At 32.1% G+C, this 22,329-nt stretch carries 26 protein-coding genes and 1 riboswitch; of the genes, 23 read left to right on the plus strand and 3 right to left on the minus strand.

What is annotated here, in order from left to right:
- The first annotated feature begins 14 nt into the window (after positions 1 to 14).
- From HZR23_RS07545 to HZR23_RS07565, 5 genes are all read left to right on the plus strand, one after another.
- Positions 15 to 245, plus strand: a complete 231-nt coding sequence (locus HZR23_RS07545; RefSeq protein ID WP_243098269.1) for a DUF2933 domain-containing protein — start codon at positions 15 to 17, stop codon at positions 243 to 245.
- Positions 246 to 388: 143 nt separating this feature from the next.
- Complete coding sequence (locus HZR23_RS07550) at positions 389 to 958, plus strand: class I SAM-dependent methyltransferase (protein WP_132849403.1); 570 nt, start codon at positions 389 to 391, stop codon at positions 956 to 958.
- A 72-nt stretch (positions 959 to 1,030) separates the two neighbouring features.
- Positions 1,031 to 1,378 carry a hypothetical protein gene (locus tag HZR23_RS07555; RefSeq protein ID WP_132849404.1) on the plus strand — a complete coding sequence of 116 codons (348 nt, stop codon included), beginning with the start codon at positions 1,031 to 1,033 and terminating at the stop codon, positions 1,376 to 1,378.
- Positions 1,379 to 1,461: 83 nt separating this feature from the next.
- Positions 1,462 to 2,151 (plus strand): response regulator transcription factor, encoded by a 690-nt coding sequence (locus HZR23_RS07560; protein WP_132849405.1) that lies wholly within the window; start codon positions 1,462 to 1,464, stop codon positions 2,149 to 2,151.
- A gap of 1 nt (position 2,152) precedes the next feature.
- On the plus strand, positions 2,153 to 3,607 hold the full coding sequence (locus HZR23_RS07565) for a sensor histidine kinase (protein ID WP_132849406.1): 1,455 nt from the start codon (positions 2,153 to 2,155) through the stop codon (positions 3,605 to 3,607).
- Between the two features lie 19 nt (positions 3,608 to 3,626).
- On the opposite strand, the gene HZR23_RS07570 is transcribed toward HZR23_RS07565, so the two are convergent.
- Positions 3,627 to 4,058: a hypothetical protein gene (locus HZR23_RS07570; protein WP_132849407.1), complete on the minus strand. Its 432-nt coding sequence runs from the start codon at positions 4,056 to 4,058 to the stop codon at positions 3,627 to 3,629.
- A 281-nt stretch (positions 4,059 to 4,339) separates the two neighbouring features.
- On the opposite strand from HZR23_RS07570, the gene HZR23_RS07575 reads away from it, so the two are divergent.
- The 12 genes from HZR23_RS07575 to HZR23_RS07625 all read left to right on the plus strand — a co-directional run bounded on the left by HZR23_RS07575 (position 4,340) and on the right by HZR23_RS07625 (position 13,333).
- Entirely contained in the window at positions 4,340 to 5,476 is a 1,137-nt protein-coding gene (locus tag HZR23_RS07575; protein ID WP_165913757.1) for an ABC transporter substrate-binding protein, read from the plus strand.
- A 13-nt stretch (positions 5,477 to 5,489) separates the two neighbouring features.
- Positions 5,490 to 6,368 carry a branched-chain amino acid ABC transporter permease gene (locus HZR23_RS07580; protein ID WP_132849409.1) on the plus strand — a complete coding sequence of 293 codons (879 nt, stop codon included), beginning with the start codon at positions 5,490 to 5,492 and terminating at the stop codon, positions 6,366 to 6,368.
- Between the two features lie 132 nt (positions 6,369 to 6,500).
- Positions 6,501 to 7,367: a branched-chain amino acid ABC transporter permease gene (locus HZR23_RS07585; protein ID WP_279229906.1), complete on the plus strand. Its 867-nt coding sequence runs from the start codon at positions 6,501 to 6,503 to the stop codon at positions 7,365 to 7,367.
- On the plus strand, positions 7,348 to 8,109 hold the full coding sequence (locus HZR23_RS07590; RefSeq protein WP_330571484.1) for an ABC transporter ATP-binding protein: 762 nt from the start codon (positions 7,348 to 7,350) through the stop codon (positions 8,107 to 8,109). Before HZR23_RS07585 ends, HZR23_RS07590 begins: the two co-directional genes overlap by 20 nt.
- 1 nt (position 8,110) lies before the next feature.
- Positions 8,111 to 8,818 (plus strand): ABC transporter ATP-binding protein, encoded by a 708-nt coding sequence (locus HZR23_RS07595; RefSeq protein WP_132849411.1) that lies wholly within the window; start codon positions 8,111 to 8,113, stop codon positions 8,816 to 8,818.
- Positions 8,819 to 8,835: 17 nt separating this feature from the next.
- A complete protein-coding gene (locus HZR23_RS07600; protein ID WP_132849412.1) occupies positions 8,836 to 9,318 on the plus strand; it encodes an L-2-amino-thiazoline-4-carboxylic acid hydrolase in 483 nt (160 codons plus the stop codon).
- Positions 9,319 to 9,450: 132 nt separating this feature from the next.
- Positions 9,451 to 10,593 (plus strand): YibE/F family protein, encoded by a 1,143-nt coding sequence (locus HZR23_RS07605; protein ID WP_132849413.1) that lies wholly within the window; start codon positions 9,451 to 9,453, stop codon positions 10,591 to 10,593.
- Positions 10,594 to 10,879: 286 nt separating this feature from the next.
- Positions 10,880 to 11,716, plus strand: coding sequence for a hypothetical protein (locus HZR23_RS07610; protein WP_213050336.1), 837 nt, complete (start codon positions 10,880 to 10,882; stop codon positions 11,714 to 11,716).
- 8 nt (positions 11,717 to 11,724) lie between these two features.
- Entirely contained in the window at positions 11,725 to 11,892 is a 168-nt protein-coding gene (locus HZR23_RS16950; protein ID WP_249536756.1) for a hypothetical protein, read from the plus strand.
- Between the two features lie 26 nt (positions 11,893 to 11,918).
- Positions 11,919 to 12,413, plus strand: coding sequence for a transposase (locus tag HZR23_RS07615; RefSeq protein ID WP_249536676.1), 495 nt, complete (start codon positions 11,919 to 11,921; stop codon positions 12,411 to 12,413).
- 95 nt (positions 12,414 to 12,508) lie between these two features.
- The gene (locus HZR23_RS07620) at positions 12,509 to 12,691 is read left to right on the plus strand and encodes a helix-turn-helix domain-containing protein (RefSeq protein ID WP_330571371.1); all 183 of its coding nucleotides are present in this window, start codon (positions 12,509 to 12,511) and stop codon (positions 12,689 to 12,691) included.
- A 78-nt stretch (positions 12,692 to 12,769) separates the two neighbouring features.
- Complete coding sequence (locus tag HZR23_RS07625; protein ID WP_132847557.1) at positions 12,770 to 13,333, plus strand: HD domain-containing protein; 564 nt, start codon at positions 12,770 to 12,772, stop codon at positions 13,331 to 13,333.
- 33 nt (positions 13,334 to 13,366) lie between these two features.
- Here HZR23_RS07625 and HZR23_RS07630 read toward each other — a convergent pair whose 3' ends face one another.
- Positions 13,367 to 15,040, minus strand: coding sequence for a response regulator (locus tag HZR23_RS07630; protein ID WP_132847556.1), 1,674 nt, complete (start codon positions 15,038 to 15,040; stop codon positions 13,367 to 13,369).
- 234 nt (positions 15,041 to 15,274) lie between these two features.
- Here HZR23_RS07630 and HZR23_RS07635 point away from each other — a divergent pair, with 234 nt between their 5' ends.
- The 5 genes from HZR23_RS07635 to HZR23_RS07655 are packed head-to-tail and all read left to right on the plus strand — an operon-like array spanning position 15,275 to position 19,413.
- Positions 15,275 to 15,856: a Fe-S-containing protein gene (locus HZR23_RS07635; protein ID WP_132847555.1), complete on the plus strand. Its 582-nt coding sequence runs from the start codon at positions 15,275 to 15,277 to the stop codon at positions 15,854 to 15,856.
- A 25-nt stretch (positions 15,857 to 15,881) separates the two neighbouring features.
- A complete protein-coding gene (locus tag HZR23_RS07640) occupies positions 15,882 to 16,187 on the plus strand; it encodes a hypothetical protein (RefSeq protein ID WP_132847554.1) in 306 nt (101 codons plus the stop codon).
- A 12-nt stretch (positions 16,188 to 16,199) separates the two neighbouring features.
- Entirely contained in the window at positions 16,200 to 17,399 is a 1,200-nt protein-coding gene (locus tag HZR23_RS07645; RefSeq protein WP_132847553.1) for an ABC transporter permease, read from the plus strand.
- Positions 17,400 to 17,412: 13 nt separating this feature from the next.
- Positions 17,413 to 18,129 carry an ABC transporter ATP-binding protein gene (locus HZR23_RS07650; protein ID WP_132847552.1) on the plus strand — a complete coding sequence of 239 codons (717 nt, stop codon included), beginning with the start codon at positions 17,413 to 17,415 and terminating at the stop codon, positions 18,127 to 18,129.
- 12 nt (positions 18,130 to 18,141) lie between these two features.
- On the plus strand, positions 18,142 to 19,413 hold the full coding sequence (locus tag HZR23_RS07655) for an ABC transporter permease (RefSeq protein WP_132847551.1): 1,272 nt from the start codon (positions 18,142 to 18,144) through the stop codon (positions 19,411 to 19,413).
- 73 nt (positions 19,414 to 19,486) lie between these two features.
- Here HZR23_RS07655 and HZR23_RS07660 read toward each other — a convergent pair whose 3' ends face one another.
- Entirely contained in the window at positions 19,487 to 21,226 is a 1,740-nt protein-coding gene (locus HZR23_RS07660; protein ID WP_165913610.1) for a glycosyl hydrolase family 18 protein, read from the minus strand.
- A 168-nt stretch (positions 21,227 to 21,394) separates the two neighbouring features.
- Here HZR23_RS07660 and HZR23_RS07665 point away from each other — a divergent pair, with 168 nt between their 5' ends.
- Positions 21,395 to 22,021 (plus strand): CYTH domain-containing protein, encoded by a 627-nt coding sequence (locus HZR23_RS07665; RefSeq protein WP_132847549.1) that lies wholly within the window; start codon positions 21,395 to 21,397, stop codon positions 22,019 to 22,021.
- A 181-nt stretch (positions 22,022 to 22,202) separates the two neighbouring features.
- Positions 22,203 to 22,297, plus strand: a riboswitch (glycine riboswitch).
- Positions 22,298 to 22,329: the final 32 nt, after the last annotated feature.

The following is a 22,329-nucleotide window of genomic DNA, read 5'->3' on the forward strand; positions in this document are numbered from 1 at the left end:
GAGGATGATTATAGGTGCATAAAAAACATGGTTTATTAATGTTAGCGTGTTGTTTAATTCCTTTAGGAATTGTGTTTGTACTTCCATTTTTAGGTTTTCAAGTAGGCGGGGTGGGTAGATTTGCCTCTATTGGAATAGCACTTATTTGTCCATTGATGCATTTAGGTCTGCTAGCATATTTATTTAAAGGAAATAGAAATGGTAGTTGTTGTTCAAAAGAGGATGCCAATAGTCAAACATTGTAGACATAAAACAAAAATATATATTTTCTCCCCTGATTATATATATTAAAAGTAGAGGATTAATTCTAGGTTCTCTACTTTTTTATGTATAAAAAGAATATAATCGTTAAGACTTTTCAATATGAAATAATATTGGGGGAATAAATATGAATAAGGAATATAAATTATTTATTAAAAATTTTATAAATCAGCCAAATATAATAGGATCTATAGCTCCTAGTTCAAGGTTTTTATGTTCGAGTATGCTTAAAGGTATTGATTTTAATAAGGCTAAGTGCATAGTTGAATATGGTGCTGGAACAGGTAGATTTACCAAAGAAATAATTAAGAGAAAAAAGAAAGAGACACTATTCCTAAGTTTTGAATTGAATAAATCTCTTTATGAAAATTTGAAAGCATATGAAGATAAAGAAAATAATGTTTGGATCATAAATGATAGTGCAGAATTTGTTAAAGGGTATTTAAAAAGACTTGGCGGAGAGAGAATAGATTATGTAGTTTCAGGACTTCCGTTTACAGTGCTTCCTAAGGATATGGCATATAGAATAATGCATCATACTTTTGATATATTGGAAAATAATGGGGAGTTTAGAACCTTTCAATATTCTACATATTATTTGAAATCATTTAAAGACTTATTTCCATATGTAAATTTAAGATTTCAAATGATAAACATTCCACCTGCATTCATATATTATTGTAAAAAAACTATATGAACTTCATAATTCCTTCAAAATTAAACTTTATAATTAAGATATAATATTAAAAGTTTAAAGGAGGAGATATTAATGAAGAAAAAGTATATATTTATAATACTTTCTATTGTGTTAACCTTAGGATTAGTAACTGTTGTTCAAGGACAGGAAAATGTGGAGTACAGGAATAGATATGGACAATACTGTTATGAAAATGAAAATATGATTAGTACAATGAGAGATAATGGATTTGAGGAAATGGCCGTTCTTATGGAAAATAAAGATAGGGATGGTATGAGAGAGTTGATGAAAAATATGACTTGGGAAGACTATACCAACATGCAAAAAATTATGAATGAAAATGGCTATTCATCAGGAAATATGAAAAGAATGAGTAATAGAATGTTTTCAGGATTTAAGATTGGAAATAGATGTAGATAAAATATAATATTTAGTATAAAATGTCCAGTATAAAGTATGCTGGACATTGTTGTATTGAATAATGAATGAAATGGGGTGGATCTATGCAAGAAAATAAATTGAATATTTTAGTTGTAGAAGATGAGGATAGTATTGTTGAAGTAATAAAGGCTTATTTGATAAAAGAAGGATATGGAGTAATTGAAACAAAAAGCGGTAAGGAAGCAATAAAAATATTAGATGAACTCACTATAAGCTGCGTTATATTGGATTTAATGTTGCCTGACTTATCCGGTGAGGAAGTTTGTAAAAGTATTAGAAAGAAATCCCAAGTACCAATACTAATGTTAACTGCAAAGGTAGAGGAAGAGGATAAAATATATGGACTAAACATAGGTGCTGATGATTATATAACAAAACCATTTAGTCCAAAGGAATTAGTAGCTAGAATAAAGGCTGTACTAAGAAGAAATGATGATAGAACAATAAAATCAAGCATATTGGAATTTAATGATACAGATTTAAAAATTTACTTAGATAATATGGAAGTGTTAGTAAATCAAAAATTAGTAGAATTAACAATGACAGAATTTAAACTATTAAATCTCTTGGCTAGTAATGCAGGCAAAGTATTTTCTCGTGAGGAATTAGTTATAAAAATACTAGGATATGATTATGAAGGCTATGACAGAACTATAGATACCCATATAAAAAACTTACGACAGAAGATAGAAAAAAATAATAAATATATTATTACTGTTTATGGCGCTGGATACAAATTTATGGGGGATTAGTATGCTATTAAAATTAAGAACTAAGCTAATTTTATTTATTATAGGTGGTGCTCTAATCAATATATTTTTAGTGAGTACACTCACTAACATGTCTGTTTTTAAAGAATATGACGAATACATGGCTAATGAGCAAGGACATAGGGTACAACATTTAATTATTATGATTGAACAATCATATCGATCAAATAATGGTTGGACAAAAAATACAATTGAAAACATTGATTTTTCTCCATATATAGGAGATTTTGATATGACTATTCTAGACACCGAGAGGAATGTTATTTTCATAGAAGAAATGAGTAGTCATATGCTTAGAAATCAACACGAGAGAATGCATAGAATAGGTAGAAATAGATGGATAAATATATGGAATGACATGTGGAATAAACATGATCATATGACTGATGAGAGTTTAAGAGGGGAAGAATATATGGTACACGAATATAGCTTATATGTATATGGAGAGAAAATTGGTACTCTTAAGCTAGGGCATATAGGTGCATTTACAGTTTATGAACGGGATATAACATTCACAAGAGGAATTATAAAATCAATTATCTATTCAGCGCTACTATCCATACTAGTAGCATTTGCTATAGGCATATATATATCAAAAAAGTTTACTAGACCTATAGTGGAAATGACAGAAGCAGCGAATAATATTAGATTAGGTAAATTAGATACTCGAGTTAATGATGTGGGGGATACATTAGAGCTACAACAATTGTCCTACTCAATTAATCATTTATCTGAGTCATTAAATGATCAAAACAAGTTAAGAAAAAGATTAACTTCGGATATTTCTCATGAGCTAAGAACTCCACTTACTATATTACAAAGTCATATAGAGGCTATAATAGATGGTATTTGGGAACCTACTGAAGAAAAATTAAATATTTGTAAAAATGAAGTAGGTAGGTTAATAAAATTAGTTGAGGAACTAAAACATTTAAATCATATTGATAGTCATGAGTTAAAACTAGATATTCAAAAATACAATCTATCAACTGATATTAAGGAAATACTTGAGGGAATAGAACTTCAATTTGATGAAAAAAAAGTACAACTAAATAAAAAAATAGAAGAAGAAATATATATAGAGGCAGATAAAGATAAGGTAAAACAAATATTAATAAATGTACTAACCAATGCTTTAAAGTATACTCCCGCCCTAGGACGAGTTAATGTAAGTTTAACAGAACAAAAGGATTATGCAGTTATAGAAATTAAGGATACGGGTATAGGCATTGATTCTGAAGATTTACCTTATGTATTTGAGCGACTATATAGAAGTGATGTATCTAGAAATAGAAAAACAGGAGGATCCGGGATTGGTCTTTCTATAGTTAAGACCTTAGTCGAAGCCCATGGTGGAGATGTATCAATTATAAGCGAGAAAGAAAAGGGCACATTAGTAAAAATATTAATACCTAGAAAAAGAACCATCAGCGGTTAAACTGATAGTTCTTTTATTTTTAATTAAGTTGTTTTTTTCTAAATACTAATGTAAACAAAGACGCTGATAACAAAAGACCGCCAATGAAAATATATTTAGTATAGGATTTACTAGTACTAGTATTTTCTAGGGGCATTGATACGATTTTTAAATCCCCTTCTTCCAACTCTATATCTTCACCTACAACCGCTTCCTCAGAGTCTAGAGTAATTGAAACGATTTTTACTTGATCCTCACCTATTTCGATGTCATTTCCTACGGCTACTTCCTCTTCATTCCCATCGAAAGAAACTATTTTCATTTCATCATCATTAATTGAAATATCATGTCCAATTGGTTCGTTTTTTAATTCTACTAATTGACTTTCTCCAGCGAAGGCAAAGCTTTGTAAAGAAATAACTGTTAATATAGCAATAATTGCTACTAAATACGATTTTGATTTTTTAAACATTATAATCAACCCTTTCTTTTTCCATAGTTATAATTAAAGTTTTCTGTTCAAAATTTATAAGTTGTTTTTTAGAATTCCCCCTTCATAATGTTTTCCGATCATTATTTATGACGACTAACTTAATATATAGTTCCATATAAATTTATGTAAATTAATTTCAGAAAAAAATTATAAAAATAATTGACTTATTATTGAGAGAAGTGTTAATATAATTAAAAATAATAAATAGTTAACTTATAAGTTTACTAGGAATTAAACTATATCAAATGGGGGAATTTAAAATGAACAAAAAAATAACTATATTATTGTCTCTACTATTGGCACTAGGGTTGTTTGTTACAGGATGCGGAAATACAAATACGTCTGTTCAAAGTAGTAGTGAAGTTGTAGTAGCTGTTGCAGCACCTTTAACTGGTGATTATGCACAATATGGAAATGCTTTCAAAATGGCAACTGAATTAAAGGCTAGAGAAATTAACGAAGCTGGCGGAATTAATGGAAAAACTTTAAAATTAGCATTTTATGATGATAAAAACGATGCAAAAGAAGCTGCAAATATTGCACAAAGACTTGTTGATGATAAAAATATACTAGGTGTAATTGGAAACTTTTCAAGCTCTGCTTCATTAGCTGCAGCTTCAGTATATGAGGCTGGTGGTTTAGTTCAGTTTTCACCAACATCTTCCCATAGCGATTTCACAAAACAAGGAAATTATATGTTTAGAAACATAAATACTCAAGCAATTGAAGCGCCGATGGCGGCTAATATGGTTGTAAATGAAATGGGTAAAGAAAAAATTGCTGTTATATATATAAATAATGACTGGGGAATAACAGCTAAAGATAACTTTATTAATGCAGTTAATGATATAGGCGGAACAATCATAGCAGAAGAGTCATTTATTGGTGGTCAAACGCAAGATTTTACTTCAATTTTAACTAAAATAAATGGGGTAAAACCAGATGTAATCTTTGTAGCAGCATTCTACTCTGAAACTGGAATGATTGCCCAACAGCTTCAACAATTAGGTTATGACTATCCATTAGCGGGATTAAGTGCATTATACAATGAGGAGTTAATTAAACTAGCTGGTGATACAGTTGAAGGCTTATTTTTAACAACAAACTTCTTCCCATCAGATAGTGATGAGCTTGTAAATAATTTCTTAAATAACTTTAAAGAGGCATATGGTCAAGACCCTGATCAATTCGCAGCAGTTGCTTATGATACATTAGGAATGTTGGCAAAGGCTATTGAAATTGCTGGAGAAGATAGAGCAGCAATAAGAGATGAGTTAGCTAAAATTGCAAATTATGAAGGTGTTACTGGAAATACAACATTTAATGAAAATAGAGATGTTATTAAAACAATGAGAATTTTACAAATTCAAGACGGTAAATTTAAATTATTTAAATAGAAGGTGAGAAACAATGTTTATTCAGCAAATGATTAATGGCATTACTTTAGGAAGCACCTATGCATTAACAGCAATAGGATACACAATGGTATTTGGAATTTTAGAGCTGGTAAACTTTTCACATGGAACAGTATATATGTTTGGTGCGTTTATATGTCTAATGTTAATGACAGTACTTGGTCTTAATTTCTTCTTAGCCTTTGGAATAAGTATTGTGTTAACAGGCATACTGGGTATCGCTATTGATCGTATTGCATTGCTACCTTTAAGGAAGCGAAATGCTCCTAAAGTAACAGCCCTTATAAGTACAATTGGAGTATCAATATTTATCCAAAACTTAGTTATGGTACTTTGGGGTTCCGAGACCAAAAACTTTCCTAGGGTTATTGCTACAAAGCATATTCAGTTTGAGAGCTTTAGAATCTCTCATCTTCAAGTAATAATTCTAGCTACATCTTTAATTTTAATGATAGGATTGACTTTCTTAATAAAGAAAACAAAAATAGGTAAAGCCATGAGAGCTACAGCTCAAAATATTCATGTGGCTAAATTAATGGGAATAAACGTAGATTTTGTTATTTCGTTTACATTCTTCTTAGGTGCAACTCTGGCAACGGTTGCTGGGGTAATGGTAGGAATGTACTATCAGTCTGTAGACCCAATGATGGGATTTATGGCTGGACTAAAGGCTTTCTCTGCTGCAGTTCTTGGAGGTATTGGTATACTTCCAGGAGCTGTTCTAGGGGGACTGTTGATTGGAGTATCTGAAACCATAGCTGCAGGTTATATTCACTCAGGTTATAGAGATGCAATCGCATTTGGAATATTAATTGCAGTGCTACTAATAAAACCGACAGGGTTATTAGGTAAGGAAGTTCAAAAGAAGGTATAGGTGATAAAAATGATAAAAACCATAAACGGAACTATAAAAAACAAAATATCAAAAAAATATATAGTAATTTATAGCCTGATTATCTCTGGTTTATTGTTATTACCTTTATTTTTGACTCCCTTCACTATACGGATGTTAATTATGGCAGGTATTTATATGGTTTTAGCTATGAGTCTAAACCTTATTACTGGAATCACAGGACAGCTTTCTTTAGGTCATGCAGCATTTTATGGTATAGGAGCATATACATCCGCACTTTTAAGTATAAGATTAGGTTTTGGGTTTTTAATAACTGCTTTATTAGGAGGTATATTTACTGCAATTATAGCAAGTATACTTGGGGCTGCTACCCTAAAACTTCAGGGAGCATACCTTGCTATAGTTACTTTAGGATTTTCAGAAATAGTAAGAATAATACTACTTAACTGGATGAGTTTAACTAGAGGGCCTATGGGTATAACCGGAATCCCTAGACCGAAAATTTTAAACTACCAGATAAATAGTAGTTCAGATTATTACTATTTAATACTAATAATAGTGGTTGTGACTTATATAAGCATGAACCGAATTATTGACTCAAGATTAGGTCGTGCATTTAGGGCTATTAAAGAGGATGATTTAGCAGCTCAGTCTATGGGAATAAACGTTTTAAGATATAAAATTATGGCATTTACTATTTCAGCTTTCTACGCTGGAATAGCTGGGAGTTTCTATGCCCACTACGTAACATATATTGACCCTCAGAGCTTTACTTTTGGTGAGTCAATTCAAATACTAAGCATGGTTGTGTTAGGGGGCTTAGGTAGTATGCAAGGAGTTATGCTAGGAGCAAGTATATTAGTATTTGCCCCAGAATTAATGAGATCCCTAGCCCAATATAGGATGATAATCTATGGGGGTATACTATCGATTATGATGATTGTTAGACCCGAAGGTATTTTAGGTAGTCGAAAGGGTAAAAAGAGGGAGGTTGATACTGTTGTTACTGAAGGTGCATAATTTGCAGATGACTTTTGGAGGACTTAGAGCAATAAAAGATTTAAATATATCGATTAACTCTGGGGAAATACACAGTATAATTGGCCCAAATGGAGCAGGAAAAACTACACTATTTAATATACTAACGGGAATATATAAACCTACATCGGGATCAGTTATATTTGAAGAAAAATCCTTAGTAGGGGTATCTCCTAATGACATAATTAAATTGGGAATAGCTAGAACCTTTCAAAATATTAGACTGTTTGAAAATATGACTGTAATTGAGAATGTTATGGTTGGAATGCATAGCCATAATAGAAACGGATTACTAAATTCTTTGCTAAGAACGAAAAAGTTTTATACTGAAGAAAATAATAACCTAAATGAGGCTATGAAACTTTTAAAATCTATAAATATAGAGAGTAAATATGATGAATTGGCTAAAAACCTATCCTATGGGGAACAGAGAAAGCTAGAAATAGTTAGGGCTCTAGCAGCTAAGCCTAAAATACTAATGTTAGATGAACCTGCAGCCGGGATGAATCCAAATGAAACTGTGGATTTAATGCATTATATTAAAGGCTTAACAAAGGATGGTTTAACAATAATTCTAATAGAGCATGATATGGGGTTAGTAATGAAAATCTCAGACAAAATTACTGTTATAGACCATGGAGTAAAAATTTCAGAAGGATTACCTTCCGAAGTGCGCCAAGATAAATCTGTTATTGAGGCGTATTTGGGAAAGGAGGCCTCCTAGTATGCTAAAGGTTTCTAATGTTGAAGCGTTTTACGGAAGAATTCAAGCCCTAAAAGGGATAAATTTACAAATAAAAGAAAAGGAAATAGTGACACTTGTTGGAAGTAATGGGGCTGGTAAAACAACCTTACTTAAAACAATATGTGGTCTAATAAAGCCCAAATCAGGCTCGATTATATTTGACAATAAGGAAATAACTAATATGAATCCCCACGAGATTGTAAAATTAGGGCTTAGCATGTCACCGGAAGGAAGACAGATTTTTCCTAAAATGACTGTTGAGGAAAATTTAGAACTTGGAGCCTATACAAGAAAAGAAAAAAATGAAATTAAAGAATCCTATGAGAAAATGTACTCACTTTTTCCAAGACTATATGAAAGAAGGACTCAAGCTGCAGGAACCATGAGTGGAGGAGAACAACAAATGTTAGCCATAGGTAGGGCACTAATGAGTAAGCCAAAGCTACTGTTATTGGATGAGCCGTCATTAGGGTTAGCGCCACTACTTGTAGAGGTAATATTTGAATTGATTAAAGAAATAAATAATCAAGGAACAACTATACTTTTAATCGAGCAAAATGCTAGAATGGCCCTAAATATTGCTCATCGAGGATATGTAATAGAAACTGGGAAAATTGTATTAGAAGATGAGGCTTATGCTTTATTACAGAGCGAAGCTATAAAAAACGCATACTTGGGAGCAGAATAAAGGAGGATAAATAAATTATGAGCGAAAAAGTATATACACAACAGGAACTAACGGATGCATTTAGAGCGGCTATTGAGGATAGAGCAAAATGGTTTTATCTATTACTAAAATATGCAAAATTAGAAAATGCTGATTCTGATAAAATTGCTGAGCAAGCTATAACTGAGTTCGGTGAAATGAAAGGGAAAGCTATTGGTAAAGCAGATACTGCAAAAGATTTTGCAAATGCTCTTTTAACTGGCCACGCAAGACAGGCCTTTGAGATGGATCCAGTAAAATTAGAGGAAAATGAAAGTGTAATTAAATTTAGATATTGTGCATTAGTTGAATGTTGGAAAAAACTTGGGGCATCACCTGAGGAAGTAGCACACTTATGTAAATTAGCCCGCTGTGGAGATTATGGTATGATAAAACCTTTTGAGCATCTAGGCTTAGAATTTAAACAACTATTAAGTGAAGGCGACTCATGTTGTGAACTAATTATTAAAAAAAATAGTTAAGTAATATAGCTGTTGGCAAATGTCAACAGCTATAAATATATGTAAAACACTGTATTCACTAATACTTATAGTGTATAATAGAGTATAAATGCTAATACTAGTTGTTGTATTAACGAAAGGAAGAAATATACTATGTTAAAAAAGATTGTATTGGTTGTACTTGCTATATTATTATGCAGTCCATTTGGTTTAAGTGTTTTTGCTGAAACTGAATCATTACATGGTGACCCAATAATAGAAAGAGCTAAAATATTAGAGGTTAATCAGCTTGAAGAGGAATCAGGTCTTGAATTTTTTGAACAACGTTTAATTGTTAAGCTTGAAATTCTATCTGGTGATTATAAAGGTATGCAAATAGAAACAATTCATGGTATTACAGGAAATGTAGGTTATGACATAATGGTTGAGCCAGGAAATAAGGTTTTAGTTACTTTAGAGAATAATGATGGACAACTTGAGGTGCATATTTCTGAGTATTTAAGAGATAGTTATATAAAACTAGTATTCGGATTATTTGTTGCATTACTGGTTATAGTTGGTGGATTTAAAGGTTTAAAAACTGTATTGACTTTACTGCTTACTGTGTTTTTAATATTGAAAGTATTACTACCTGGTATCCTAGCAGGATATAGTCCAATATTATTAGCTATTTTAGTCTCTATAGTTATTACTGTCGTTACGATTTTAATTGTTGGTGGAATAAATAGGAAAAGTTACGGAGCAATAATTGGAGTTCTTGGAAGTGTAATTGTTGCAGGACTAATTGCTTATGTTGTTGGAACAAAAGCTAGGCTGACTGGACTGTCATCTGAGGAATCCATGATGCTAATGTATATACCCCAAGCTGTTAAGTTTAACTACAGTGGATTATTATTTGCTGGGATAATTATGGGTGCATTAGGTGCAGTTATGGACGTAGGAATGTCCATTTCATCAGCAATAGATGAAGTTAGGAAAGTTAATCAATTTCTAACTACAAAAGAACTAATAATTTCAGGAATGAACGTAGGTAGGGATATAATGGGCACTATGGCAAATACATTGATACTAGCATATACGGGTAGTGCAATACCTCTACTTCTATTATTTACAGCATATAATGAGCCTTATAGTAGAATTGTTAATTTAGATATTATTGCAACTGAGCTGATTAGAACGTTTGCTGGTAGTATCGGATTAGTTTTATGTGTTCCTTTAACGGCAATTATATCTGGAATATTTATTGGTAAAAGTAAAGTTAAAGAAATGAATACAAATAGTGAAGAAATAGTATAGGTGGATCCTATACTATTTTCTTTATAAGATTTACACCTAAATGAACCAAATTACCTTTATATAGTCTTTAGTAAAAATAATTATATTTTTCTCTAGTAAATCTATTGTATTTAGCAACTTTTTCTATTAATATTTATATTACATGAGTTATGCAGTTCGTGTAAATAAATGTAAATAAGACTGATGTATCGTATATTATAATATACTAAAAAATATTTTTGTTTTATATGTCTTGAAATAGCAAAAAAGACTTGACTTTTTAAACCCGCCCCAATAATCAAAGTGAATGGTATTAATAGCCATTACTCTTGATGAATGGGTGATAAATATGACTCTTGGGAAACCGAAATATAGAAATTTACAACAAGGAAATGGGGGCGGAACGCCAGTTTTAAAAGCAATTTGGGATAAATTTGATTTTTCACTTCTGCTTACGCAATCGGGTATTGTAAAACGTAATGGTGTACCCACTTGGCTTATTGCTTTTGCTTATGTGGTAGGACTTATTGCTAATAAAAATTCTGTCTCACGTATTTCTGATTATGCTACTAAGGATAGCTTATTACAACCGATGTTTCGGAATCTTAAAATGGCTCAATATACCTTTAGCCGCTTTTTTACAACTGATTATAATTGGGGTTTATTTAGTTTTAAAAGAGTACAAAGACTACAACAAGAAGAAGAAACTGCATTTACTGAAGGAGATGTTATTGTACTTGATGATACAAAGGTGGCTCATGCCCATGGAAAGAAAATCCCTTTCCTTTGTTGGTTATATGATAGCTCCATTAAAATAAATATCTGGTGTATGAATATAGTTGCTACAACTGTTGTATTAAAGAACGGACTTAAATATCCATTGTTTTGGCGTATTTGGCGTAAGGTAGAAAATAGCGATGAAAAACAGACAAAAATAGATCTTTCAAAAGAAATGCTAATGGATATTCGCCGGATTTACACAGGGGTACTATGGGTTGCCATGGACCGCCGGTTTTTATGCAAAGACTTTTTAATTGGCTCACAGATCATCAATATGATTGGGTTACTAAGGCAAAACGTAATACAGCACTTTATCGAAAAGAAATTGAGAATATTACAGGCCGAGAACGCTTTATCCCTGTAAAGCCTTCAATGCTTATTAAAGAAGTTTTTTTCAAACTTCTTATTAGTGGTCTTAAAGATAAAGTAAGTGCTATATCCATACCTAATATTTATATCAAGTTACCCTACCGTTTAGTTGGAAAGCAGGGTAAAGTAGTAACTAAGTATCGTTATACGCCTATTGCAAAGCAGTTGTAGCTACAAGACTCAAAGAAGATACTGAAATGATGAAGGATGAATTTGAGAAAAACAAAGAGGTTGCGGCTACATATCGTGGGGCTTACCTTTTGATTAGTAATAGGGTCGATAATCCTGAAGAAGCTTTAGATGCATATATTAAGCGTTGGAGCATTGAGGTTTTTTTTAGAACTGCAAAACAAGAACTGGGGTTGAATTCTTGCCACTCAACGTCGGAAAGTCATCATTACGCCCATATTGAGCTCATTTTTACAGCAGAAACTTTACTTGTCTATGCAAGATGGGAACTCAATAATAAAGGCGCTGAAGAAGGCTTCACCCACGGCGAAATGGTCCGAAACTTTTTCAACGCCACATACCGTATCGTTATAAAAGCACAGCAATGCTTTCAAACTATACAAGTACATTTTGACACAGAAGTTAGGCAATTTGCAAGACTTATTGATAAATTTTGGCCGAAGAATTTATTGTTAGGTTGGTTTACTGTGCAAAATTCCCAGTATATGGAGTCAACTGCATAACTCATGTATATTAAAAAACACTATTATGTAGCAATCAGTGTTTAAAAAAGATATATAGGGGAATAAACTAATAACAATATAGTATTGGAGGTTGGATGAAATTGAACAATGAAGAATTAGTATTAAGAGCCTTAAATGAATCTGGAGAACCACTAAGACCAGGTGAAATAGCAGAGAAAGCAGGTTTAGATAAGACCGAAGTTGATAAAGCAATTAAAACATTAAAAAAGGAAGAAAAAATATTTTCACCTAAAAGATGTTTTTATCAGGCAAAATAGTTTAAAGTAATACCTTTCTTCATAGAGAGGTATTTTCTGTGTAAGTAAAGATATTACTCTAGGTAGAGGGAGAAAAATATGAATAGAGAAAAGGCCTTACAAATATTACATAAGAACTTAAAAAGTGATCATTTAATAAAACATTCCTATGCTGTTGAATCGGTAATGAGAGAATTGGCAAAAAGGTTACAACCAGATAAAGAAGACTTATGGGCTATGACGGGACTATTACATGATTTAGATGCGGATATTGTAGACTATACGACTGCACCTCAATTACATGGGCTAAAAACAGTAGAAATTTTAAAAAGTGAGAATCTTGGAAATGATCAGATGTACAGTGCAATCTGTGCACATAATAAGGAGTCGGGGGTTGAAATTAGTTCAGTAATTGATCAGGCTATTTTTGCAGCGGACCCAATTACAGGTTTTATAACAGCAATAGCGTTGGTTTATCCTGATAAGAAAGTTAGCAGTGTAAAAGTGAAATCGGTGACAAAGAGAATGAAGGAATTAAGATTCGCTGCAGGTGCAGATAGAGATGCTATGAGATCTATAGAAAAATTAGGGATGGATTTTAATGCTTTTGTAGAAATTGCATTAAAGGCAATGGAAAGTATTGCGAGTGATTTGGGCTTATAGTAGAAGAAGGCTAAGGGGGAACCCATTAGCCTTTTATTGTAATTGTCTTCTAATTCTTTGCTCAATCTCTTGTAGTGAGAATGGTTTTTGAATATAGTCATGGACACCTAATTTAAAGTACTTTGATAATTGAGCATCTTTTTGCTTTGACGATACTAATATAACTTTTGAATTAACGTTATTATCTTTGTTTAGAATCTTTTTTAATGTGTCTGCAACATTGAACTGTGGCAATAATATATCTAGTAAGACTAAATCAGGGGATAGTTCATCTAATTTTTCCATTAACTCATTTTGATTTTTTGCAAAGGTTACACTATATCCTAAAGCTATGAGACGTGATTTAATTAAATTTCCTATGATATTTATTTCATCAGCAATTAATATCTTCTTTTTAGCTGTAATAGTCTCATTAATTTTCTCTCTAATTGTGGTTTTTCCTCTACCAGTCTCTTTAGATAAATAAAGGGCCTTGTCTGCTTTATCCAATAACTTTTCCATATCTTCATTAGGATTATCAAGCATACTTATACCAGCACTAAAGGATATTGATACTTTCTCATTTATTTCGTCTAAAGAAAATACATGCCCTTCTATATGGGTTCGAATTCTTTCTAATACTGAGTAAGAATCCTGCTGTGTAGTATTCGTGAATAAAATTAAAAACTCATCTCCACCAAATCTATATAGCTCATCGCTATCTCTAATATACTTTCTAAGTTTTTGAGCGAAGGCCTGTAAAATATAATCTCCAAATACGTGTCCGTAAGTATCATTAATTTTTTTAAAGTAATCTATATCTAAAAATGCCACAGACAATGGAGTATTGTCCTTCATATTTTTTAATCTTTCTTCATTGAATCGTTGCTTAAAATACTTTCTTGTGAAAGCCCCAGTTAAGGAGTCATGAAAAATGCTAGTTCTTTGTATATTAGCTTTTTTGAGTAGACTTTCAACATTTGCAATTACTTCTTCCTCTTGAAAAGGCTTTGTGATGTAGCCGTCTACCCCCGCTTTTATTGCTTTTACCTTATCTTCAAATTTTGTATTAGCTGTCAGAAATATAACACAAATTTCAGGCTTAATACTTTTAATTTCACTAAATACTTCAAAACCATTTTTTTCAGGCATAATCAAATCTAGAAGAACAACATCAATTTTTTGTTCTTCAATAATTTCGATAACTTCCGCAGGCTTAGAAGAAACAAAAACCCTATATCCTTCTTTACGGAATATACTTTCTAATATGGCTAGAAGTAGTAGATCATCATCAACAATAAGAATATTACCGGTGTACGTCATATTTGTATACTCCTGTACCCAGGTTGATTGCTCCCAATCGTTGTTATTTAATGGTTCAATCTCATTTGAATTAATCTTAGGTTGTATTAGCTCATTGAATGTGTTTTTTAGTTTAGAAAGGCATAGCAAAGCATCATAAATCAAAGACTTATTCTCATCTTTAGCATGCTTTAGATTGAGAATAATGTCATTACATTCACGACATAAATACGAAATTCCATCCATGTTGTTTTCAGAAAAAACCTTATTTAAAATATTAAGATTATTTTCAATGTCCTCTATGTAATTATCTGTTTTAAACAAGGTGTAGTCTAAAAGAGAGTCTAGGACTTTGGTGAAAACCTTATATTGAGTTTTTATGTAGTTATCCTTATGCACAATTAATTCCTCAGAGGTTATAGTCATTTTCTAAACCCACCATTTTTGCAAAATTTGTAATAATCAATATAATAATAATACTATATGTTGAATTAAATTTCACTAAATAAATGTTAATAATTAAAAAACTTTAGATGAAACTATAGAGAATTTAAGCTAATAAGTTTAAAATTAATTTTAGCAATAGTAGAAATTCTTCATAATTTCTTCAATATTTAAACTTATACTATAATTACAGAAAAGGATAGGGAGGATTTAATAATGTCTAAACAATATCAAAGTAAAAAGGAACAATTTACCACCCAAGAGAAGAGGAAGTTACCAATTATCTTAACCGCCGTTGGTTTGGTTTTGATAACTTTAATATTCTTTGTAATGAGGGGCACGAATGAGCAAGAGAAAGTAGAGTATTTTGGTAATGTAGTAGCTGCAGAACGTTCATATATTGGAGAATTTATTTCTATGACGGTAGTTGAGCCTGTAGTTGCTGATGGTAAGATTGAAATAGATTTTGAAGAAGTAAATACAAACAATATAGTTTACTTTGAAGTAGAAAACAATGAAAATCAATTAGTTCCATTAATGGCGTATATTACGCCATCTGGTCGTCTTTTTACGGGTAGTAGTATGTGTGAACCATGCCGAGGACGTACTTTTTCTTTAGCTGGTGAGACTCTAGTTTGTGACGCTTGTCGTACTACGTACACTATAGAAGAACATAAATTTATTTCAGGATCTAAAACTTGCGGTCAATATCCACCGGTTCAGATGAACAATAGAATTGAAGATGGTAAAATTGTAATTGATTTAGATGAAGTACTACAATGGCGAATTCGTTCTTAATTGGAAATTAAAGGAGGATTTATTTATGGGTAATGAACAATCAAATAAGAATAAGATTTACAAATATATAAACATAGGTCTAATTGTTGTAATTCTTCTAATGTGGGGGAACAAAATATATACAGGTGGACGGTCAAAGGCCTCTGGTAATGATGGTCTAAGTAAGTTAGCCATAGAGTACTATATTGAACAAACTGGTGGGGCTAGCGAAAAGGGTCTCGAAGCAAGTGTTAAAAATTTTGGTTGTCATAAGGAAATTCATGTTTTCAAAGATGGGGAATTGGTAATGAGAACCAGTTTTTCAGGAGGTCAAATATACCAAATAGATTAAATGAGGTGACTTATGAATATATTTCAAATTGCGTTTAGCAACCTTAAAAGAAGAAAGATAAAGATGTTGTTTTTGATGATGGGCTTAGTTGTTGGAGTAGCTACAGTAGTGGCATTTCAAAGTATTATTCTAGGAATGAATTTAGATTTAGGTAATAGAATAGACGAATTAGGTGCCAATGTCGTAATAATACCACGTTCTGAAGGTTTTGAAGCACACTATGGTGGAACTATGGTATCTGATGTAACCTTTGATGCTCAAGAATTAACCTTAGATGACATACCTAATATATATGCTTCTTCTGTTGCAGAGTATATAAATATAGTCTCACCTAAATTAGTAGGAGCTGTTAAAATTGAAGGGAAAAATACCCTTATAGTTGGTGTTGAAACTAAAAAGGAATTTATGCAGAAGCCTTGGTTTTCACTAAAGGAGCAAGTAGATTTAAAACCAGGGGAAAGTACTGCAGACTTAGGGTTAATTGAGTTACCAGAAGATAACGTAATAGTTGGAACAACTGCAGCAAAAGCATTGAACCTAGAAATAGGTGATTTAGTAAAGCTTAATGACCAATCCTTTAGAGTGTTTGGTGTATTAAATGAACTAGGAAGTGAAGAGGACGGTTTAATATATGCAAATTTAAGTGTTGTACAAAATTTATTAGATAAACCAAATGAACTCTCAATGATTGAGGTATCAGCATACTGTAACTATTGTCCGATAGAAGAAATAGCTATGGGATTAGAAGAAGCAATACCTAATGGAAGAGTAATTTCTATGAGGCAAGCAGCTTTGTTTAGGGAAGAAACTATTGAAAAATTCTCTAAATTCGGTTATGCCCTTTCGGGTATGGTGTTATTAATTGCTGCATTAGTGGTACTAACCACAATGGTATCATCAGTAAATGAAAGAACTCGTGAAATTGGGATATTTAGAGCCGTAGGATTTAGAAAGATTCATATTATAAAAATATTATTTTTAGAGATAGGAATGATAAGTGCTTTAGGAGGAACTATAGGGTACCTGATAGGAATAGTTGTAGCTCGATATGCAGGTCCATATTTAGCGCAGATTTCAGGAGAAATACCGTTTCAATTTGGATGGTTTTTACCAGTTGTATTAACCTCTATAGGGTTATCAATTTTAATTAGTTTGTATCCAGCATTAAAGGCGGCGCGTTTAGATCCTGCAGAGGCATTAAGATTTATATAGAGGAGGTTATATTATGTCTGAAATTATGATTTCATTAAAAAACATATGCAAAACATATACATCAATGGGAGATGAGGTTCAAGCATTGCGTTCTGTTTCCTTTGATATATTTAAAGGTGAATCAGTTAGTGTGATGGGGCATTCAGGTTCTGGTAAAAGTACATTACTATCTATAATTGGAGCTTTAAACCCTCCAACATCAGGGATAATTGAAATTGATGGAATAGATTTATATAAACTATCTGCTGAAAAGAGAGCGGATTTTAGAAGAGAGTATTTAGGGTTTGTTTTTCAACAATTTCAATTAATACCATATTTAACGGCTATTGAAAATGTAATGTTGCCACTAACAACTACAAAGCGTTCAAATAAGGAAAAGAGAGAAATGGCTGCTGAAGTATTAAAGAAAGTTGGGCTAGAGCAGAAGATGAATAGGCTCCCTAATCAGCTTTCAGGCGGTGAGCAGGAGAGAGTTGCGATTGCCAGAGCTATAGTAAATGAACCACCACTTATACTGGCAGATGAGCCAACTGGTAGTCTAGATACTAAAACTGGAGATGAAATAATGGAATTATTTCAAAAACTAAATGAAGATGGCTTAACCGTACTAATGGTAACCCACAATCCAGAAAATGTTCGTTACTTAAAGCGTACTATAATGATGAAGGACGGTATGCTATTTCAAGACAATGAAGGTTTAGTTACACCTGTAGCAACTAAAAAAGTGTAATGGGGTGGCATAATGCAACTATACAATATAACATTAAATAATCTATTGAGACGTAAGGCGAAAATGTTCTTTGTTTTACTTGGTCTAAGTATTGGAATAGCAACTATTGTATCTGTGTACAGTATTGTAGAGGCTATGAAAATAGAAATGACTCGTCAAGTATCGGAATTTGGAGTAAATGTAGTTATTACTCCGGATTCTGGGGGACTAACTTTTTCATATGGGGGAATAACCCTTCCTGAAATATTATATGATGTTGAAAATCTAACTCTAGAGGACGTAGAGGTAGTTAGCAATATTCCATCTAAGGAAATGGTTAAAATAATTGCCCCTAAATTTATAGGTACGGGTCACCTAGAGAATCATAAAAAAGTAATCCTTGTTGGAGCAAATATTCAAGAGGAGTTTCTAATAAAACCGTGGTTACGTATAAAAGATGAAAGTAACGAGCCAGCTATGGTAAGTGTTGAAAAGGAGCTATCTGAAAATAATGCTGATGGCAAAAAAATGGATTACGAGGCTTTAGATTTAGCTAGACAGAATCTAGAAGACCTAAACCTTCAAGACAATCAAGTAATTTTAGGTTACAATTTAGCAACTTCTTTAAATCTAGTTGAGGGTGATATTTTAAAGCTATCAGGTAAAGAGTATGAGGTATCAGGAATTTTAGAGGAAAGTGGGTCTTCTGAAGATCAGCAGGTTTTAATGAATTTAAACTCAGCTCAAGAATTATTAGAACGAGTAAATGAAATTACAATTATAGAGATGGCAGTAGATTATATAAGTGGTTCTGAGGAAGCATTAATTTCAGAAATTAATGAATCAATTCCTCATGCAAAGGTAGCCAGTCTTCGTCAGGAAACCTTGAGAAGAGATGAAATGTTAGTTAGATTAGTAAGGTTTGGTATTACTTTATCCGCAATTATTCTATTAGTTGGCATGTTAGTTGTAGCTTTAACAATGTCTAACTCTGTAAGAGAGAGGACTAGAGAGATTGGTATATTTAGAGCTATTGGTTTCCGTAAGTACCATATAGCAAAGATGATAATTATGGAAGGCTTATCAATTAGTATATTAGGGGGATTTACAGGATTTATTGCTGGAACCCTAATGGCCCGTTACGCAGGTCCTTTCATATCAGATATGAATATAGTTGTCCCTTGGAGTATGGGTTTACTGGCAATATCAGTTGGATTAGCCATAGTTATTGGCGTAGTATCAAGTATATATCCAGCTTATAAAGCTTCAAATCAGGACCCGGCGGAATCCTTGAGATTTATATAAGTTTACAATAATATATAGAATAATAACTCCTTTTGTTACAACCATGCAAAAGGAGTTATTTTAACTTTTTGAATTAGTATTTAATATGCTCATTAAAAACTAGAAGGTTATAGCTTTTTCCTTGTTTAACTATACTGTCTAGTGCGAGCCAAACCTCATCTTTTTCAAAATCCTTTCTCCATGCAGCATAGCCAGCCAGATTATGCTTTTCTATAAGTGAGGCCTTTAAGGCTAAGGATCTATCGCACTCTAGCCATACTCGATAGAGTTTTCCTTCACTTTCATATTGACTATAGTATTGACCAGTTAGTTCATCCCATTCTATAGATGCGTTATTTTCTTCTAATATTTCCATTACTCGATTCATACCATAAGCCTTTGATGATACTTTCACTCTATTATTTGCTAATAATTCCTCCTCCCATAGTCTTGTGTAGAATGGTAGGCCTAATAAAACCTTCTCAGGAGGAATTACATCCAATGTTCTTTGTATTCCTCTTTCAACCCATCCAATTGATGCAACTGAACCACTTTTAGGACTTGAGGACCAATGCTCATCATATGTCATAATTGCAACATAATCTACAATTTCACCTAGTTTTGCTCTGTCATAAACCATAGACCAATTCGGGCTACTACTAGGAATTGTAACGTCAATTGATACTACAAGATTTTGTTCATGTAGTTTTTGTGTAAGAAACCTAACGAAAGAAGTGAAGGCATCCTTATCCCTATAATGAATATTTTCAAAGTCGATATTAATACCGTCCAAATCATAAAATGCGCTATAAACTAGTATTTGTCTAATAAAATTATTTTGAGCCTCTTTATTATCTAAAAATTTACTTGTTAAGTCTGGATCAAAGCTATTTGTCACTAGTCCCCATATTTTATAGCCTTTAGATTTAGCATCCTTAACATAATTTGTGTTTCCACTATTTAATATTGTTCCATCCTCTTGTACCATTCTAAACCAGGTTGGGGAAAGAATATCTACAGCATTAAGTTTGTCCTGCTCAGTTCTATCGTGATTATTATATTTTATATAATCCCATACTAAACCAATTTGTTTAGGTGGAGACCAATAGGAGTTAGCGTTATTTAATTCATGTCTTATGGACGTAGTAGAAGTTGTATTAACATCTATATTAGATTTAGATACATATCCCCTATAGCCATCGGGAGTAATAACCTTATACTTATCAAGACTTTCATATATTTGTATATATGAGTCCTTTGGAATAGTAGTTATAGATTTAGATATTGTATTATCATTTTCTTTCAAAGAAGTATCACCAATAGCTTTTCCAATCAAATATTCAGAGTGATTGGAAGTGATTAAAAGTAAATCTCTATCGGAAAAATAGTCGATTTGGGCCCCTAGCAGACTAGCTGTTGATTTTACTGGAAAAAATATAGTATCATCTATTTTCTTTATTAGAAAGGAAATTGTTACTGGTGATTCTTTAACATATGAGTCTACATCCGCATTACTAAAATAAAAATGTTCATTTTTTAACTGAACCAGTCCATAGCGTTGTTCTGAATCTAAGATAATATTTTGATAAATATGCTCCTGTACTTTTTCTAATGGAAGGTATATTTCCTCACCATCTATTATAAGTTCAGATAAAAAGCCTTTATTATCAATAATCAGATTAAACTCATCATTAATTTCAGATGATGAAAAAGTGTTTATTACAGAGTCTAAGTTAGTATAAAAATAATAGGTTCCTAAGCTCAATATAAATATTAATGCCAAAAGTATTGTTCTAAGCCTATTTCTCTTTTGTGTATTACGTTGAAGTCTCAAAATAATCCATCCTTCCTCTGAGTTGGTTATTATCTTAAAATAATTATATATAACTATGAAATGCATTGAAAGGATTTTAAAATTAAATAATATAGAATATATTCCAATAGTGACATATAAGATCAATTGAAGTAAAATTAGGGTATAAGGCAGAAGGGAAAATAAAATATGAAAAAAAATAAAGAAATTGAGTTAAAGTTAAGATTACCTAATGCGCAGCTGGGTAAAGATATAATGAATGACGAATTTATACTTAGTTATACCCAATCGAAAATATTAGAAGTGAAATGTTATGAAGCTATCTATTTAGATAGTGAGGAAGGCAACTTAAATGAGGCTGGTCTTGCACTTCGGATTCGAAAAGAAGGTGAAAAGTGGGTAGCTACAGTCAAGACAAAAGGTTCTTCGGTAGATGGTTTACATAGTAGGGATGAGTGGGATGTAGAAATAGAGAATCCGGTACCAAGCATAGAATACTTTAAAAATACTAGTATCTATACAGATTTACAAGCTGCTTTAGGTGGAGAAATTTTAACCAGCCTGTTTACCACTAAATTTGAAAGAAGAATAGTAAATTTGTCTGTAAAAGAAAAGAGTTTGATTGAATTAGCTATTGATATTGGCGAGATTATTGTGAAAAACAGACGAGAAGAAATCGCAGAGGTAGAATTAGAATTAAAATCTGGAGAAGCTGAAGATTTAAGTTTTATTGGAGACATATTAATACAAAAATATGGCTTAGTACCAGAAGAACGGAGTAAATTTTATAGGGGATTAATGTTAATGAAAGATTAAATGGTTGACAGTATAGATAAAATAGGGTTATAAGTCATTGGACTAATCATATAATTTATATATATTAAAAACTAAATTATGGTGAATGAAGATTGTTGGAGAAACCCTAATGGGTTACCGAAGAAGAAAGGAATAGTAGGCTATATGTTATTCCGAAGCTTTCAGGTTCAATACAATAATTGGACACTACCCTGGAGAGATCCATTTCCGATGGGCATCGAAGAAGTAACCTTATAAAAAAGGGAAGCTTTCAGATAAAAGGACAGGGAGTAAATAGCATGTATTTACTGTGCCATTTACTCTTTTTT

Source organism: Serpentinicella alkaliphila (assembly GCF_018141405.1).
GTDB lineage: Bacteria > Bacillota > Clostridia > Peptostreptococcales > Natronincolaceae > Serpentinicella > Serpentinicella alkaliphila.